The sequence below is a fragment of the Phenylobacterium sp. genome, assembly GCF_019636135.1.
Classification (GTDB): Bacteria; Pseudomonadota; Alphaproteobacteria; order Caulobacterales; family Caulobacteraceae; genus Phenylobacterium.
Genome location: NZ_JAHBYD010000021.1, coordinates 37,248 through 52,483 on the forward strand (window position 1 = coordinate 37,248; position 15,236 = coordinate 52,483).

Consider the following 15,236-nt stretch of genomic DNA (forward strand, 5'->3'; position numbering starts at 1 on the left):
ATGGACACCCTGGACCTGCTGAAGCGCATCTACGCCAAGGACCGCGAGGCCCTGTGGGGCGCCATGCGCGAGGACTTCACCGTCCACTCGCCGGGGCAGAACATCCTGGCCGGGACCTATGTGGGCCCCGACGCCTTCAAGGCGCACATCGCGCGCATCCACGCCGAGACGAACAACACCTTCCACGAAGAGCTGCAGAACACCTTCTTCGCCAACGACACCTGGGGCCTCGTCGTCCACCGGATGACCGCCCGGCGGAACGGCAAGACGCTCGACACCTGGGGCTTCGGTCTCTGGCGCTTCGAGGACGGCAAGCTCACCGACCACTGGGAGAGCGTCGGCGACCAGGCCCACTGGGACGACTTCTGGTCGTAGGAGGCCAGTTCCTGACAGCCTTTGGGGTTCCTGGGCCTGCGGCCGAGGTCGCTGACAGGCCCTCCTTCCTCTCCCTGAGGAACAGCACCTCTCACTCCCCCAAACATCGTCATCCCGCGGCTTGTCCGCGGGACCCATGAACACTGTGCCCGGGGATAGGGCGAGGCGGCGACGCTGCGGGTCACCACCGTTTCCCGTGTTCATAGGTCCCGCGGACAAGCCGCGGGATGACGAGAAGGAGGGCATTGTGAGCGACGCGACCGTGGTCCTCTAGCCTCCGTCGCGGGCCACGGCTTCCGCGTCCTTCAGCACCACCCGCGAGAGCGCCAGGTAGGCCAGGGCCGACAGCACTGCCACGGGCGCCAGCGCGATCATGGCGATGCGCAGCGGGTCGGGGGCCTGCCGGGCGGCCAGGCCGTCGCTCAGCACGCCGATGGCGAGCGGGCCGAAGCCCTGGCCCACGATGTTGAAGGCCAGCAGCACCAGGGCGGTGACGGTGGCGCGCGCCGCGACCGGCGACAGGTTCTGGACCAGCGCCAGGGCCGGCGCCACGTAGATGGTCGAGCAGATCATCGGGACGGTCATCAGCGCCAGCGACGTCCGCCAGTCGGGCGCCAGCAGGGCCAGCGCCAGGGTCGGGCCGGTCAGCAGCATGGCCAGCGCCGGCACCCATCCGTAGGCCTGCAGGCTGTGGCGCGAGGCCCAGTTCACCAATGCGCCGCCGCCCGCGATGCCGATCCCGAAGCAGAGGCCGGCCGCCGGCCCGAACCAGCGCGCGACCTCGGCCAGCGGCATGGCCTGCACGCGCATCAGGAAGGCCGGGATCCAGGCCAGCATGCCGGTGCTGACGAAGGCGGCGACGCCGCTGGCGAACAGCAGCCAGCGCAGCGCCGGCCGCGACATGAACACGCGCAGCGTGGGGCCGAGCGGCATCGGCTTCGACGGGCCGGCGGCGTTCGCGGGATCCAGCCCGCCCCGCGGCGGCTCGCGCACGAAGAGCATGAGGAGCAGGGCGGCGAGGGCGCCGATCGCCGCCACCGCCAGGAAGGCGGCGCGCCAGCCGTACTGGCCCGCCACCCATCCGCCGAAGCTCGCGCCCACGAACACGCCGAGCGGCCCGTTGGCGGTGAAGAGGCCGATCACGGCGGGGCGGTATCGCGGCGGATAGTAGTCGGCGATGATCGACAGCGACGGCGCGGTGCCGCCGGCCTCGCCGACGCCGACGCCGAAGCGGGCCAGGGCGAGATGCACGAACGAGCCGGCGAAGGCGCACGCGCCGGTGAAGGCGCTCCACAGCAGGCAGGCCGCGCCGACCAGGCGCACGCGGTGATAGCGGTCGGCGAGCATCGCCGCCGGCACGCCCATGACCCCGTAGAAGAGCGCGAAGCTGAGGCCCGTGAGCAGGCCGAGCTGGGTGTCGCTGAGCCCGAGCTCCTGGCGGATCGGCTCGGCGAGCACCGACAGGATCTGGCGGTCCACGAAGTTCATCGTGCCGACCGCCGTCAGCAGCAGCAGGGCCACGATCCGCCCGGGCCGTGCGGGCGTCGCCGCCGTCGCCGCAGGCGCTACGGCCGCCGAATCCATCTCATTCCCTCGCGGCGAGCGGACCGGCCCCGGCGCCGAAGCTCCGCAGCATGTTCTCGCCGAACAGGTTGGACCATTGCGCGGGCGTCAGCGTCGGCCGGCGGCTCTGCAGGTTGGCGGCGTTCCTGGTCTCGGTGCCGCGTTGCACGGCTGGCCGCGCGGCGACGGCGTCCAGCCAGCGCCGGATGGCCGGATAGGGCTCCAGGCCCATGCCGATCGCGTAGGTGGCGCGCACCCACGGCCAGGCGGCGATGTCCGCCACCGAGTACTCGCCGGCGAGGTAGTCGACGTCGGCCAGCCGGGTTTCGAGCACGGCCAGCAGCCGGCGCGCCTCGGCGCCGTAGCGGGCGACGCCGTAGTCCTGGCCCTCGGGGGCGTAGCGGATGAAGTGGTGCGCCTGGCCGTGCATCGGCCCCAGGCCCGCCATCTGCCACATCAGCCACTGCTGGGCGAGCGAGCGGCCGCGGGGGTCGGCGGGCATCAGCGCGCCGCCGGCCTTCTCGGAGAGGTAGAGCAGGATCGCGCCCGACTCGAACACCGCGAACGGCGCCCCGCCGTCCGGCGGCTCATGGTCGACGATCGCCGGCAGGCGGCCGTTCGGGTTGATGCGGCGGAACTCGGGCGTGAGGTGCTCGCCCTCGAGCATGTTGTAGGGGATGAGCCGGTAGGGCAACCCGACCTCCTCCAGCATGATCGTCACCTTGTTCCCGTTGGGCGTAGGGACGAAGTGGACGTCGATCATGCGGCGGCCCTTCTGGATATCGGGTGGGAAGGCGGCGCACGGCCGGCCGCCCCGGGGCGGCCGGCCGCACCGGCGCGATCAGAACTTCACGCCCGCTTCGATCGCGATGTTCCGCGGCGGCTCGACCCAGTACAGGGCCCGCGCGACGGTCGTGATCGGCGCCGGCAGCCGGAACGAGCCGCTGGTGGTCAGCTCGTTCGTCAGGTTGGTGCCCACCAGGGCGACGTGCCAGGCCTTCTCGGGCGGCGAGACCTCGATCCGCGCGTCGACCTTGGCGTAGCCCTTCTGGCGGCCGTAGAGCGGGCTCTGGTCGTCCGAGTTGAAGTACTTGGAGCGGCCGGCCACGGCGACCGTGGTGGTGAGCTGCAGGTCCTCGCCGATGTCGGCGACGTAACGGCCGCGGACCTGGCCGCTCCACTTCGAGATGTTCGGCAGCGGCGAGCCCTTCAGGTTGTTCGCCAGCACGCTGGCCGGGACCGCCGGATTGCACGCGGTGATCGGCTGGCTCGCCAGGCACTGGGCGCCCGGATAGTCGTCGTACTTCACGTCCTGGTAGGCGCCGGTGGCGTTGACGTCGAACCTGTCGGTCAGGAACCACGTCGCCGACAGCTCGACGCCCTTGCCGCTGGCCTTGGCCGCGTTGCCGACGATGTAGCTCTGGATGTTCGAGTTGTAGGTCGAGACTTGCAGGTCGTCGAACTTGGTCTCGTAGATCGCCCCGTTCAGCACCAGCCGGCCGTCGAGCAGGGTGCTCTTGACGCCCGCCTCGAAGTTCTCGGACTTCTCGGGCGCGAACACGAAGGTCGCGTTCGTCGTGGCGTAGGTGTTGGAGACGAAGCCGCCCGACTTCGAACCCTGGCCGTAGGTCGCATAGACCATGACGCTGGGCGTCACGTCGTACTGGACCGTGATCGAGGGGTCGACGTCGCCTTCCGAGATGTCGGCCCGCGCCGAGGTGATCGGGCGGAAGGGGAACGGCCCCAGCAGCGAGGCCACGTCGAACGCGCCGCGCTTCTTGGTGTGCGAGTAGCGCAGGCTGCCCAGCACGCGCAGCGAGTCGCTGGCGTGGAAGGTGCCCTGGCCGAAGACCGACCAGGATTCCGACTGCTGCTTGAAGTGGCTGTACATGATGAACTGGCCGAGGCCCGCGATGCCGTAGTAGTTGTACTGGTCCACCACGTACTGGCCGTTGTCGTAGTACGCGCCGATGATGTACTCGAACTTCTGGCCGGTCGGCGACTGCAGCCGCACTTCCTGCGACCACTGCTGGAAGTATTCCGGATAGTTGTTCGACACCGTGTTCGGCGTCACGCCGCCGCCCGGGATCGACTGGTCGAAGTCGTTGGTGTGCTTGGCCTTGAACGACGAGAAGCCCGAGACCGAGACCAGGCTCACCGGGCCCAGGTCCAGCGTGCCGGTGCCGGCCACGTTCCACGCGATGGTGTCGAAGCCGGCCTCGCCCAGCGGGCCGTCGGTGGTGAAGCGCGTCTTCTTCGGCGTCTGCTCGGTGGTCAGCAGGCCGGCCGAGGTGACGTTGCCGCGCTGCCGCGACTGGCTGTACTCGACCTTGCCGACGTAGTCGAAGGCCTCGTTGGCCACGTAGCGCATGGTCAGGCGCGCCAGCACCTGCTTGTTGGTCAGTTCCTCGCGGCCGCCCTGGCCGGCGTTCTTCATGAAGCCGTCCTGGTCGCGGAGCTTCAGGGCGACGCGCGCGCTGAGCTGCTCGCTCAGCGGCCCCGAGACGTAGCCGAACAGTTCGGGGCCGTCCTGGTTGAAGTGGTAGATGCCGGTGCCCGAAGCCTGGAAGGTGTCGGTCGGCAGGGCCGAGACCACGCTGATGGCGCCGGCGGCGGTGTTCTTGCCGAACAGGGCGCCCTGCGGGCCGCGCAGCACTTCCACGCGTTGCAGGTCGAAGAACGGGGCCATGAATTGCCGGCCGCGGCCGGCGTAGATGCCGTCGACGTAGAGGCTGACCGCCTGGTCGAACGAGTAGTTCTGCGAGGGCGAGCCGAAGCCGCGGATGTAGATGACGTCGTTGCCGCCGATGTTCTGGACGTTCATGTTCGGCACGTTGACCTGCCGGAAGCCCTCGGCGTGGAACGCCTCGAGCGCGCTGGCCGACACCACCTCCATCGAGATCGGCACGTCCTGCAGGTTCTGGGCGCGCTTCTGGGCGGTGACGACCACCTCGCCCACGTTGGTGGCGGCCGCCTCATCGGCGGCGTAGGCGCTCGTGGCCAGCAGGCCGCTCGCCAGAATAGTCGTGGCAAATAGAATCCGGGCGTTCATCGCCGCCTCCCCCTTTGATCAACGTCGACGTTCTTCGGTCGAGCTTGTTCACGACCGCCGCCGTCCACGCCGGGCGTCAGTGTCCTTGACGCCGAGGCGAGGCCCGGGGCTGCCGCGTTTCGAAAGTCCTTAGATGTATAATTAGATTCCTAAGTGTTTCTGTCAACGGGACCCTCGCCGGCGCCTTGCGAGGCGGCCGGGTTCTGGAGAGGTGTGGCTATTTTGCCGTTTCGAGCGGCCGGCTCTCGGCCTTGAAGACCACCGGGCGCGACTTGCGGCCCTCGGCGTCGACCGCCTCGTGCGCCACGTCCTGGGCGGTGAAGCCCGAGTGGGTCCACGAGGCGAATTCCAGCATCACGCCGTCGGGATCCCAGAAGTAGATCGAGCGGACGAACACGTCGTCGGTCATCTCGGGGCTGACCTGGTTGGGCGAGTTGTCGTGGTTCAGCACCGGGCCGGTCTTGATGCCCTTGGCCTTCAGCTTCTCGACGTACTCGTCGAACCGCTCGGCCGGGACGTTGAAGGCGATGTGGTTCATCGAGCCGTGGGCCGAGCGGATGTCGCCGCCGCCGGGCAGTTGCGCCGGCGCCGCGACGCCCGGGGCGGCCGCGGGCGAGTTCGGGAACCAGAAGAAGGCCAGCGAGTCGCCGTTGCCGATGTCGAAGAAGAAGTGCTGGCCCATGCCGTTGGGCAGGTCGAGGGTCTTCACCAGCGGCATGCCCAGCACGTCGCGATAGAACTCGACCGTCTTGGCCATGTCCTTGCAGACCAGCGCCAGGTGGTTCACGCCTCGGATATCGAATTCGTGGTTGATCGGCTGAGCCATGTCGTTCTCCTCCTTCGAGCCGGCGCTCGATCATTGTCGTGCGAATTAGAAGCCGTGCGCCGGCCTTCGTCAATTTGATTGACGGTCGGCGCGGCCGGTGCGCGGGTCGCTGGACCGTCTTCGCTTAGGATACTAAGTATTGCGTGTGGAGGCCACCCAAGAGATCGTCGAGGCGCTGCGGGCGGGCGGATTCCTGCCGCCCGGAGCCGAGCCCCGGCTGCGCCCGCTGGCCGGAGGCGTGTCCAGCGACGTGTTCCGCCTCGACCTGCCGGACGGCCCGGTGTGCGTGAAGCGGGCCCTGGCCAAGCTGCGGGTGGCCGCCGACTGGCGCGCGCCCGTGGAGCGGTCGCACTACGAGGTCGAGTGGCTGAAGGCGGCCCGGGCGTTCGCGGGCGAGGCGGTGCCGCAGGTGCTCTACGAGGACGAGGCGGCGAACCTTTTCGTGATGAGCTTCTACGACCCCGCCACGCACAGCGTCTGGAAGTCGGACCTGGCGGCGGGCCGGGTCGACGCGGGCCTCGCGGGCGCGGTGGGGTGGATGGTGGCGGCGATCCACGCGGGCGCGGCCGGCGACCCCGCCGTCGCGGCGCGGTTCCGGACGACCGGGATGTTCGAGGATCTGCGCCTGGCCCCGTTCCTGCGCCGCTGCGCCGAGGTCCATCCCGATCTCTCCGGCCGCCTGGTCGCCCTGGCCGACCGCACCGCCGCGGCGCGCATCACCCTGGTGCATGGCGACGTCAGCCCGAAGAACATCCTGCATGGCCCGCACGGCCCGGTGCTGCTGGACGCCGAGTGCGCCTGGTACGGCGACCCGGCCTTCGACCTCGCCTTCTGCTCGGCGCACCTGCTGCTGAAGGCCGTCTGGAAGCCTGCGCACCGGGCGGCCTACCTCGGCGCCTACGACGCGTTGCAGCGCGGCTATCTCGCGGGCGTCGACTGGGAGAGCCCGGGCGCGCTCGACGCCCGCGCCGCGCCGCTGACCGCCGCGATCCTGCTGGCGCGCGTGGACGGCAAGTCGCCCGCCGACTACCTGCAGACCCCGGAGGACAAGGGATTCGTCCGGGGCGTCGCCCGCCGCCTGGTGGCGCAGGAAACGCCGTCGATGGCGGCGCTGGCGGGCGCCTGGAAGGAAGCCCTGGAGGCAAGATGAAGACGACGATCGCCGCCGTGCGCGGACGCCAGGTCTGGGACAGCCGCGGCCGCCCGACGGTGGAGGCCGAGGTGACGCTGGCCGGCGGCGCCGTGGGCCGCGCGATCGCGCCGGCCGGCGCCTCGCGCGGCGCGCACGAGGCGATCGACCTGCGCGACGGCGGCGAGCGCTTCGGCGGCATGGGCGTGGGCCGCGCGACGGCGGCGGTGAACGGCGAGATCGCCCGCCTGCTGGCCGGCCGCGACGCCGCCGACCAGGCGGGGCTGGACGCGGCGATGGCCGAGGCCGACGGCACGCCGAACCTGGCCCGGCTGGGCGGCAACGCGACCGTGGCCGTCTCGCTGGCGGCGCTGCATGCCGCGGCCGCCGCCGACGGCCTGCCGCTGTGGGCGCACCTGGCCCAGGGCCGGAAGGTCCGCATCCCGCTGCCCGAGATCCAGATCTTCGGCGGCGGCGCGCATGCCGGGCGGCGCACCGACGTGCAGGACTTCATGGTCATGTGCCCCCGGGCGGCCACCATCCGCGAGGCGTTCGAGGTCACCGCCGACGTGTTCCGCGCCGCCGGCCGGCTGATGGAGGAGACCGGCCGTCTCGCCGGCGCCGCCGACGAGGGCGGCTGGTGGCCCGTGTTCGATTCCAACGAGGACGCCCTGGCCGCGCTGCTCAGGTCCATCGAGATGTCGGGCCACCGGCCGGGCGAGGACGTGTTCATCTCGCTGGACGTGGCGGCCAACGAACTGGACGGCGGCGACGGACGATACCGCCTGGGCCTGGACGGCGCCGAATACGGCAGCGAGGCGATGGTCGAGCGCGTGGCCGGATGGGTGCGCCGCTATCCGATCCTCTCCATCGAGGACCCGGTCAGCCAGGACGACCTCGCGGGCTTCGCCGCCGCCACGCGGCAGTACGGCGAGCGGGTGCAGCTCATCGGCGACGACATCCTGGTCACCAACGCCGAGCGCGTGCGCCGCGCCGCGGACGCCGGCGCCGGCAACGCGGTGCTGGTCAAGGTCAACCAGGCCGGCACGGTCAGCCGCGCCAAGGCGGCGCTGGACGCCTCCAGGGAACTCGGCTGGGCGGCCATCGTCTCCGCCCGTTCCGGCGAGACCGAGGACGTGTCCATCGCCCACCTGGCCACCGGCTGGGACGCGGGCCAGATCAAGGTCGGCAGCTTCTCGCGCTCGGAGCGGATGGCGAAGTGGAACGAGCTGCTCCGGATCGAGGAGGCCATGGGCGCCGACGCGGCCTTCGCCGGCCCGTCGGCCTTCGCCGCGTCGGTGGCGGCGGGGTTGGCGTGAAGGCGGTCCTGCACTACCGCGCCAGCGACGGCTTCCGCGCCATGCTGGCCCGCCACGCCCGGGCGGCCGGGGTCGAGGCCGTCGTGGTCGACGAGTTCGACGACGCGGCGTTCGCCCGCGAGATCGCCGGCGCCGAGGTCCTGCTGCACGTGCTGAAGCCGGTGACCGCCGCGATGATCGGCGGCGCCCCCGGCCTGCGGCTGATCCAGAAGCTGGGCGTGGGCGTCAACACCATCGACCTCGACGCCGCCAGGGCCGCCGGCGTGGCGGTCTCCAACATGCCGGGTACGAACAGCCAGGCGGTGGCCGAGATGGCGCTGGCCCTGATGCTGTCGGTGCTGCGCCGGCTCTCCTACCTCGACCCGCTCACCCGCCGGGGCCGGGGCTGGGCGCCCGATCCCGACCTGATCGACGGCGTCGGCGAACTCGCGGGCCGCACCGTGGGGTTCGTGGGCTACGGCGGCTCGGCCTCGCGGCTGGGCGCGGCGCTGGAGGCTCTGGGCGCGACGGTCATCTACACCGCGCGCAGCGAGAAGCCGGAGCTGATCGGCCGCTTCGCGCCGCTGGCCCGGGTGCTGGCCGAGGCCGACATCGTCTCGCTCCATCTGCCGCTGACGCCGCAGACCCAGCGGATGATCGACGCCCGCGCCCTGGCGGCCATGAAGCCGGGCGCCATCCTCATCAACACCGCCCGCGGCGGCCTGGTGGACGAGCCCGCCCTGGTCTCGGCCCTCCGCTCGGGCCGGTTGCGCGGCGCGGGCCTCGACGTCTTCGATCGGGAGCCGGTCGATCCCGACAATCCGCTGCTGGGCCTGCCCAACGTCGTCGTGGCGCCGCACCAGGCCTGGCTGACGCCCGAGACGCTGGACCGCAGCCTGGCCGCGGCCTTCGAGAACATCCGCCGCCTGCAGGCCGGCGAGCCGCTGCTGAACCAGGTGGTGTGATGCGCCCGAGCGTCGTCTTCGCCACCGGCCAGCTCCTGACCGAGGACTGCTGGGCGCCGCAGGTGGCCGCCCTCGATCCGGACTACGACGTCATCGTCGCCGACCACGGCCGCGACGACACTATCGCGGGCATGGCGCAGCGGTTGCTCGACGCCGCGCCGCCGCGCTTCCACCTGATCGGCCACGCCATGGGCGGCTTCACGGCCTTCGAGGTGATGCGCCAGGCGCCGGAGCGGGTGATCAGCCTCGTGCTCATCGCCACGCTGGCGCCCAACGACGGCCCAGCGCAGACCGAGCGGCGGCAGGGCTACATCCGGCTGGTCGAGGCCGGGCAGTTCGACCAGGTGGTGGAGGAGCGCGTGCCGATCCTGCTGCCGCCGCGCCGGCGCGAGGACGCGCGGTTGCTGGGGCTGGTGCGGGGCATGGCCGAGGACACCGGCGCCGAGCGGTTCCTGGGCCAGCAGCGGGCGATCATGAGCCGAATCGACAGCCGCCCGTCGCTGGGCGGCGTCGAGGTCCCGACCCTGGTGATCCGCGGCGCCGAGGACGGGATCACGACCCAGGCCCACCAGGACGAGATCCTGGCCGGCATCCCGCACGCCCGCTTCGTCGAGATGCCCGGCGTCGGCCACCTGCCGACCCTGGAAGCGCCGGACGAGACCAACCGCCTGCTGCGGGACTGGCTGGCCGAAGTTCCAGGCTAGCCCCACCCCAAAACAAATCGTCATCCCCCGGCTTGTCCGGGGGACCCACTGAGCTGTGAGGCTGGTAGGAGTTCGCAGCGCCGCCGCACCTGCCTTGCTGCAACTCACAGCCCAATGGGTGGCCCGGACAAGCCGGGCCATGACGTTCATCAAGGGTGGGGGCACCCTTGCTGCGGGGCCGCGAACTAGCCCTGAAGCTCGCGCCGCACGATGGCGGCGCCGTCGGCCATGGCCTTCAGCTTGCCGAACGCGACCTCGCGGCTCTGGTACTTCATCCCGCAGTCGGGCGCGACGATCAGGCGCTCGGCGTCGATGTGGGGCAGGGCCTCGCGGATGCGCGCGGCCACGGTCTCGGCGGTCTCGACGTTGGGGTCGTTGAGGTCGATCACCCCGTACATGATGTGCTTGCTGGGCAGCTCGCGCAGGATCGAAGGGTCCAGCCTGGGCTGCGCCGCCTCGATCGAGATGATGTCGACGTCCGAGGCTTCCAGCTCCTCCAGGAACGCGTAGCCGCCGGGCTTGGAGGCGCCCTGATGCACATGGGCGTAGCCGAAGCAGATGTGCAGCGCCGTGATCCCGTCCACGCCCTTGCAGGCGCGGTTGATGGCCTCAATGGCGAAGCTGCGCGCCTCCTCGGCCTTGGCCTGCAGGTAGGGCTCGTCGAGCTGGACGATGTCGCAGCCCGCGGCGAACAGGTCGCGCATCTCGGCGTTGACGGCGTCGGCGTAGTCCAGGGCCAGCGCCCGCGCGTCGGGATAGTGGTCGTTCTGGGCCTGCTGGGTCATCGTGAACGGGCCCGGGATGGTGATCTTCACCGGCCCGCCTGCGCGCTGCTTGAGGAAGCCCGCGTCCTGCGCCTCGATGGGGCCGGTGCGGCGGATCCTGCCGGCGACGCGCGGCACGGGGTTCATCGCGCCGGTGCGGTCCATGGCCATGCCCGGCGGGTCGGTCTCGATCCCGGCCAATGCGGTGGCCAGCCGGTTCGAATAGCTCTCGCGCCGCATCTCGCCGTCGCCCACGATGTCGATGCCGGCCAGTTTCTGGTCGCTGATCGCCACCAGCGTGGCCGCCTCCTGGGCGTCGGCCAGGTCCTTCGGGTCCTTGATGCGCCACAGTTCCTGCGCGCGCACGCGCGGCGGCAGGCGCGACTTCAGGCCCTCCCGGTCGATCAGCCAGTCAGGCTGGGGATAGCTGCCGACGATCGTGGTCGGAAGCAGGGGCAGGCCCGGAATCGGCATTGTGCGCAACCTGAATAATTAGCATTCTATGTATTTGGCGGGTGCGGGACCCTGCGTGTCAACAGCCTCCGATTGCGGCGCTTGTCCAGGGGTGGAATGGTCTGCCGATGAGTGACATCCAGATCTATGCCGACCCCGCGCGCAGCATCGGCTACCTGACCCGGATCGCGTTCCGGGCGTTCTCCCGGGCCCTGGAGATGCGGACGGCGCCGCACGGCGTCTCCAGCGGCCAGTGGCGGTTCCTGCGGGTGCTGTGGCGCGAGGACGGCCTGACCCAGCGCGAGCTCAGCCGCCGGGTCGGCATGCGCGAGCCCACCACGGTGATCGCGCTCAAGAGCCTGGAGCGCAGCGGCTTCGTCACCCGCAGCAAGAGCGTCGAGGACCGGCGCAAGGTCCATGTCTACCTCACCCCTCAGGCCAAGGCGCTGGAGGCCGAGCTGCTGCCGGCCGTGGCCGAGGTGAACCGCGTCGCGCTGGAGGGCCTCACCCCCGCCGAGGTGGACGTGCTGCGCAAGGCGCTGGTGCAGGTGGGCCGCAACCTGGCCGCCGACGTCCGCGAGGACGTCCCGATCGACTCCGCCGTCTGACCCCAACGCCGCCGCCCGGAAGGATCGCGATGCCCGTCAAACTCCTGGCCCTCTCGGGCAGCACACGCACCGGCTCCCTGAACCAGGCCCTGGTCGACCTGGCCGCCGCCGAGGCGCGGGCGCGCGGCGCCGAGGTGACGGCGGTGAACCTGAAGGCGTTCGCCCTGCCGCTCTACGACGGGGATGTCGAGGCCGGCGCCTTCCCCGAGGCGGCGCGCGAGCTGAAGGCCCTGTTCCGCGCCCACCACGGCTTCCTGATCGCCTCGCCCGAGTACAACGGCGGCGTCAGCGGCGTGCTGAAGAACGCCATCGACTGGGTCTCGCGGCCGACCGACGGCGAGAACATCGTCGCGCTCAGCGCCTACCGCGGCAAGGTGGCCGGGCTGATGGGCGCTTCGATCAGCCCCTTCGGCGGCCTGCGCGGCATCACCCAACTGCGCCAGGTCCTGTCGACGATCCAGGTCGTGGTGGCCACCGAGCAGGTGCTGGTGCCGTTCGCGCAGAACGCCTTCGACGACCGGGGCGCGCTGAAGGAGGCGCTGCCGGCCCAGCTTCTGGGCGGCCTGGTGGCGCGGGTGATCGACCTGGCCGAGCGGCTGGAGCCGCCTATCGCCTGAGGTTGGGATCGAAGGGCAGCTCGTAGCCGGTCAGGCCCTCGCGCAGCCGCTTCTTGTCGATCTTGCCCGTCGCGCCCAGCGGGATCTCGTCCACGAACAGCACGTCGTCGGGCATCCACCAGCGCGCGATCTTGCCGTCCAGGAAGTCCAGGAACTCCTGCTTGCCCGCCTGCTCGCCCGGCTTGAGCTGCACCAGCAGGACCGGCCGCTCGTCCCACTTCGGATGCACCACGCCGATCACCGCGCAGAGCGCCGCCTTCGGGTGGGCGACGGCGATGTTCTCCACGTCGATCGAGCTGATCCACTCGCCGCCCGACTTGATGACGTCCTTCGCCCGGTCGGTGATCTGCATGTAGCCCTCGGCGTCGATGGTCGAGACGTCGCCGGTGTCGAAGAAGCCCTCGTCGTCCAGCACCTCGCCGCCCTCGGCGCGGAAGTAGCCGCTGGCGATGGTGGGGCCCTTGATCATCAGCCGGCCGAAGGTCCTGCCGTCGTGCGGCAGCCGCCGGCCCGCGTCGTCCACCAGCTTGAGGTCCAGGTTGCAGAGCAGGCGGCCCTGCTTGAGCTTGTAGGGGAGCTGGTCCTCGAAGCTGCGGCCGGCGATGGCCGGCGAGGGGACCGAGACGGTGGCCAGCGGCGAGGTCTCGGTCATGCCCCAGCCGTGGATGACGTCGACGCCATAGTCGTCGCGCAGGGTGCGGAAGATCGATTCCGGGCAGGCCGAGCCGCCGACGGTGACGCGCTGGAGCGTGGTCAGCTTGCCCTTCGTCGCCTTCAGGTGGGCGAGCAGCATCTGCCAGATGGTGGGCACGCCCGCCGAATAGGTGACCCCCTCCGCCTCGATCAGCTCGTGCAGCGAGGCGCCGTCCAGCTTCTGGCCCGGCAGCACCAGCTTCGCCCCCACCATCGGGGCCGAGTACATCACGCCCCAGGCGTTGGCGTGGTACATCGGCACGATCAGCAGCACCGTGTCGCGCGCCGACAGGTTCAGGGCGTCGGGCTGCAGCGTCATCATCGCGTGCAGGTAGTTCGAGCGGTGGCCGTACAGCACGCCCTTCGGATTGCCCGTCGTGCCGGACGTGTAGCAGAGGCCGGCCGCGGCGTTCTCGTCGAACCCGCCCCACGGCGTGTCGGCCGGCCGCCCCGCGATCCACGCCTCGTAGGCCAGGGCGGGGAAGGGCGTGGGCGGCGCGGCCTCGCTCAGGAACACCACCTGCCGGATCGTCGGGCACTGGGGCAGGATCTCGGCCAGCAGCGGCGCGCACGCCGGGTCGGCCAGCAGCACCTCGTCGCCGGCATGGTTGGCGATGTAGACGATCTGCTCGGGGAACAGGCGCGGGTTCAGGGTGTGCAGCACCGCCCCGATGCCGATCGCGCCGTACCAGGCCTCCAGGTGGCGGTCGCTGTTCCAGCCCATGGTCGCCACCCGGTCGCCGGGCTTCACGCCGGCTTCGAGCAGGGCGTGCGACACCTGCTTCGCGCGGCGATGGATGTCGGCGTAGGTGCTGCGCACGACCGGCCCCTCCACCGAGCGGGTGACGATCTCGCGCCCGCCATGCCAGCGCGCCGCGTGGTCCAGCAGCTTGTCCAGTGTCAGCGACCAGTCCTGCATCAGGGCCTGCATTGCCGTCGTGTTCCTCGGCTTCAAGTTCGGGGTGGATCGCCCATAATGATTAGATTACGAAGTATCTGTCGAGGGCGCGGCGACGGCGCCCCGGCGGCCATTCGAGGGAGGGACACCAGGTGGTGATCGACGACAGCGACCTGCTGCAGGGCCTGGACCGGCAGTTCCTGGGATTCATTTCGCCCACGTCTCCCCGCATCCAGGCCGGCGGCCATCCCTGCCAGGGGATCTACACCACGCCCAGGGGCCAGCGGCCGAAGACCGCCTTCATCGCCACCCACTACAACGTCGACTTCTCCGAGCACTACATCGCGCCCTACATGGCCGCCCGCGGCTACGGCTTCCTGGGCTGGAACACCCGCTATCGCGGCGCCGAGGACCAGTTCCTGCTGGAGCACGCGGTGATCGACATCGGCGTCGGCGTCCGCTGGCTGAAGGAGCAGGCCGGCGTCGAGACGGTGGTGATCCTGGGCAACTCCGGCGGCGGCTCGCTGATGGGCGCCTACCAGGCCGAGGCCATCGCGCCCACCCTGGGCGACCTCCTGAGCGGGCCGGGGCTCGAGGCGCTGAACACGCTTCCCAGGGCCGACCTCTACGTCTCGTTCAACGCCCACCAGGGGCGGCCCGAGGTGCTGACCGACTGGATGGACGCCTCGGTGGTCGACGAGTTCGATCCCGTCGCCACCGACGAGAGCCTGAACCCGTTCAATCCCGACAACGGCCCGCCGTATTCGCCGGAGTTCATCGCCCGCTACCGCGCCGCCCAGCGGGCGCGGAACCAGCGCATCACCGACTGGGCCAAGGCCGAGCTCGCCCGCCTCAACGCCGCCGGCATCCCCGACCGGCTGTTCCCGCTGTTCCGCTGCTGGGGCGACCTGCGGATGATGGACGGCGCGATCGACCCCTCCGAGCGCCGGACGCCGATGTGCTACCGCGGCCATCCGGCCGTGGCGAACCGCTCCCCGTCGATCGGCCGCGCCAACAACCTGAAGACCTGGCTGTCGATGTGGAGCCTGGAGACGTCGAAGTGCCAGGGCGCCGAGCAACTGGCCAAGTTCGACATGCCGTGCCTGGTGGTCCAGGGCCTGGCCGACACCGGCGTCTTCCCCAGCGACGCGCAGAAGATCTTCGACAACGTCGGCTCGGCCGACAAGGAACTCCACCTCATCAAGGGCGCCCACTACTTCGAGGACAGCCGCGAGGAACGCGAAGCCGCCGCAAGCCTCCTCTGCGACTGGGTGGCGAAGAAACGCTGAGG

14 protein-coding genes are annotated in these 15,236 nt (G+C 70.8%); 8 read left to right on the forward strand and 6 right to left on the reverse strand.

Going from position 1 to position 15,236, the window contains the following annotated elements:
- On the forward strand, positions 1 to 375 hold the full coding sequence (locus KF737_RS15230) for a nuclear transport factor 2 family protein (protein WP_296456489.1): 375 nt from the start codon (positions 1 to 3) through the stop codon (positions 373 to 375).
- A 270-nt stretch (positions 376 to 645) separates the two neighbouring features.
- Here KF737_RS15230 and KF737_RS15235 read toward each other — a convergent pair whose 3' ends face one another.
- The 4 genes from KF737_RS15235 to KF737_RS15250 all read right to left on the reverse strand — a co-directional run bounded on the left by KF737_RS15235 (position 646) and on the right by KF737_RS15250 (position 5,816).
- Entirely contained in the window at positions 646 to 1,959 is a 1,314-nt protein-coding gene (locus tag KF737_RS15235; RefSeq protein WP_296456494.1) for an MFS transporter, read from the reverse strand.
- A 1-nt stretch (position 1,960) separates the two neighbouring features.
- On the reverse strand, positions 1,961 to 2,701 hold the full coding sequence (locus KF737_RS15240; RefSeq protein WP_296456498.1) for a glutathione S-transferase N-terminal domain-containing protein: 741 nt from the start codon (positions 2,699 to 2,701) through the stop codon (positions 1,961 to 1,963).
- A gap of 78 nt (positions 2,702 to 2,779) precedes the next feature.
- Complete coding sequence (locus tag KF737_RS15245; RefSeq protein ID WP_296456501.1) at positions 2,780 to 4,990, reverse strand: TonB-dependent receptor; 2,211 nt, start codon at positions 4,988 to 4,990, stop codon at positions 2,780 to 2,782.
- 217 nt (positions 4,991 to 5,207) lie between these two features.
- Complete coding sequence (locus tag KF737_RS15250) at positions 5,208 to 5,816, reverse strand: VOC family protein (RefSeq protein WP_296456504.1); 609 nt, start codon at positions 5,814 to 5,816, stop codon at positions 5,208 to 5,210.
- 145 nt (positions 5,817 to 5,961) lie between these two features.
- Here KF737_RS15250 and KF737_RS15255 point away from each other — a divergent pair, with 145 nt between their 5' ends.
- The 4 genes from KF737_RS15255 to KF737_RS15270 are packed head-to-tail and all read left to right on the forward strand — an operon-like array spanning position 5,962 to position 9,912.
- On the forward strand, positions 5,962 to 6,966 hold the full coding sequence (locus tag KF737_RS15255; protein WP_296456506.1) for a phosphotransferase family protein: 1,005 nt from the start codon (positions 5,962 to 5,964) through the stop codon (positions 6,964 to 6,966).
- Entirely contained in the window at positions 6,963 to 8,264 is a 1,302-nt protein-coding gene (gene eno, locus KF737_RS15260) for a phosphopyruvate hydratase (protein ID WP_296456509.1), read from the forward strand. The genes KF737_RS15255 and eno overlap by 4 nt, the downstream gene beginning before the upstream one ends.
- A complete protein-coding gene (locus tag KF737_RS15265) occupies positions 8,261 to 9,208 on the forward strand; it encodes a D-isomer specific 2-hydroxyacid dehydrogenase family protein (RefSeq protein WP_296456512.1) in 948 nt (315 codons plus the stop codon). Before eno ends, KF737_RS15265 begins: the two co-directional genes overlap by 4 nt.
- Positions 9,208 to 9,912, forward strand: coding sequence for an alpha/beta fold hydrolase (locus tag KF737_RS15270; protein WP_296456515.1), 705 nt, complete (start codon positions 9,208 to 9,210; stop codon positions 9,910 to 9,912). Before KF737_RS15265 ends, KF737_RS15270 begins: the two co-directional genes overlap by 1 nt.
- A gap of 185 nt (positions 9,913 to 10,097) precedes the next feature.
- Here the strand turns inward: KF737_RS15270 and KF737_RS15275 are convergent, their stop codons facing one another.
- Positions 10,098 to 11,150, reverse strand: a complete 1,053-nt coding sequence (locus KF737_RS15275; RefSeq protein ID WP_296456518.1) for a hypothetical protein — start codon at positions 11,148 to 11,150, stop codon at positions 10,098 to 10,100.
- A gap of 107 nt (positions 11,151 to 11,257) precedes the next feature.
- On the opposite strand from KF737_RS15275, the gene KF737_RS15280 reads away from it, so the two are divergent.
- Together KF737_RS15280 and KF737_RS15285 are read left to right on the forward strand one after the other, a co-directional pair.
- Positions 11,258 to 11,737, forward strand: a complete 480-nt coding sequence (locus KF737_RS15280; protein WP_296456521.1) for a MarR family winged helix-turn-helix transcriptional regulator — start codon at positions 11,258 to 11,260, stop codon at positions 11,735 to 11,737.
- Between the two features lie 29 nt (positions 11,738 to 11,766).
- Positions 11,767 to 12,354 carry an NADPH-dependent FMN reductase gene (locus tag KF737_RS15285; protein ID WP_296456524.1) on the forward strand — a complete coding sequence of 196 codons (588 nt, stop codon included), beginning with the start codon at positions 11,767 to 11,769 and terminating at the stop codon, positions 12,352 to 12,354.
- On the opposite strand, the gene KF737_RS15290 is transcribed toward KF737_RS15285, so the two are convergent.
- Positions 12,344 to 13,978 carry a long-chain-fatty-acid--CoA ligase gene (locus KF737_RS15290; protein ID WP_296456527.1) on the reverse strand — a complete coding sequence of 545 codons (1,635 nt, stop codon included), beginning with the start codon at positions 13,976 to 13,978 and terminating at the stop codon, positions 12,344 to 12,346. The genes KF737_RS15285 and KF737_RS15290 overlap by 11 nt on opposite strands.
- A gap of 122 nt (positions 13,979 to 14,100) precedes the next feature.
- On the opposite strand from KF737_RS15290, the gene KF737_RS15295 reads away from it, so the two are divergent.
- Positions 14,101 to 15,234 (forward strand): hypothetical protein, encoded by a 1,134-nt coding sequence (locus tag KF737_RS15295; protein WP_296456530.1) that lies wholly within the window; start codon positions 14,101 to 14,103, stop codon positions 15,232 to 15,234.
- Positions 15,235 to 15,236 lie beyond the last annotated feature (2 nt).

What these genes read in the sequence shown, in the direction of transcription:
- KF737_RS15245 (WP_296456501.1), bottom strand. Translation starts at nt 4,990, where the DNA reads ATGAACGCCCGGATTCTATTTGCCACGACTATTCTGGCGAGCGGCCTG.
- KF737_RS15240 (WP_296456498.1), bottom strand. Translation starts at nt 2,701, where the DNA reads ATGATCGACGTCCACTTCGTCCCTACGCCCAACGGGAACAAGGTGACG.
- KF737_RS15290 (WP_296456527.1), bottom strand. Translation starts at nt 13,978, where the DNA reads ATGCAGGCCCTGATGCAGGACTGGTCGCTGACACTGGACAAGCTGCTG.
- KF737_RS15235 (WP_296456494.1), bottom strand. Translation starts at nt 1,959, where the DNA reads ATGGATTCGGCGGCCGTAGCGCCTGCGGCGACGGCGGCGACGCCCGCA.
- KF737_RS15250 (WP_296456504.1), bottom strand. Translation starts at nt 5,816, where the DNA reads ATGGCTCAGCCGATCAACCACGAATTCGATATCCGAGGCGTGAACCAC.
- eno (WP_296456509.1), top strand. Translation starts at nt 6,963, where the DNA reads ATGAAGACGACGATCGCCGCCGTGCGCGGACGCCAGGTCTGGGACAGC.
- KF737_RS15280 (WP_296456521.1), top strand. Translation starts at nt 11,258, where the DNA reads ATGAGTGACATCCAGATCTATGCCGACCCCGCGCGCAGCATCGGCTAC.
- KF737_RS15270 (WP_296456515.1), top strand. Translation starts at nt 9,208, where the DNA reads ATGCGCCCGAGCGTCGTCTTCGCCACCGGCCAGCTCCTGACCGAGGAC.
- KF737_RS15230 (WP_296456489.1), top strand. Translation starts at nt 1, where the DNA reads ATGGACACCCTGGACCTGCTGAAGCGCATCTACGCCAAGGACCGCGAG.
- KF737_RS15275 (WP_296456518.1), bottom strand. Translation starts at nt 11,150, where the DNA reads ATGCCGATTCCGGGCCTGCCCCTGCTTCCGACCACGATCGTCGGCAGC.
- KF737_RS15285 (WP_296456524.1), top strand. Translation starts at nt 11,767, where the DNA reads ATGCCCGTCAAACTCCTGGCCCTCTCGGGCAGCACACGCACCGGCTCC.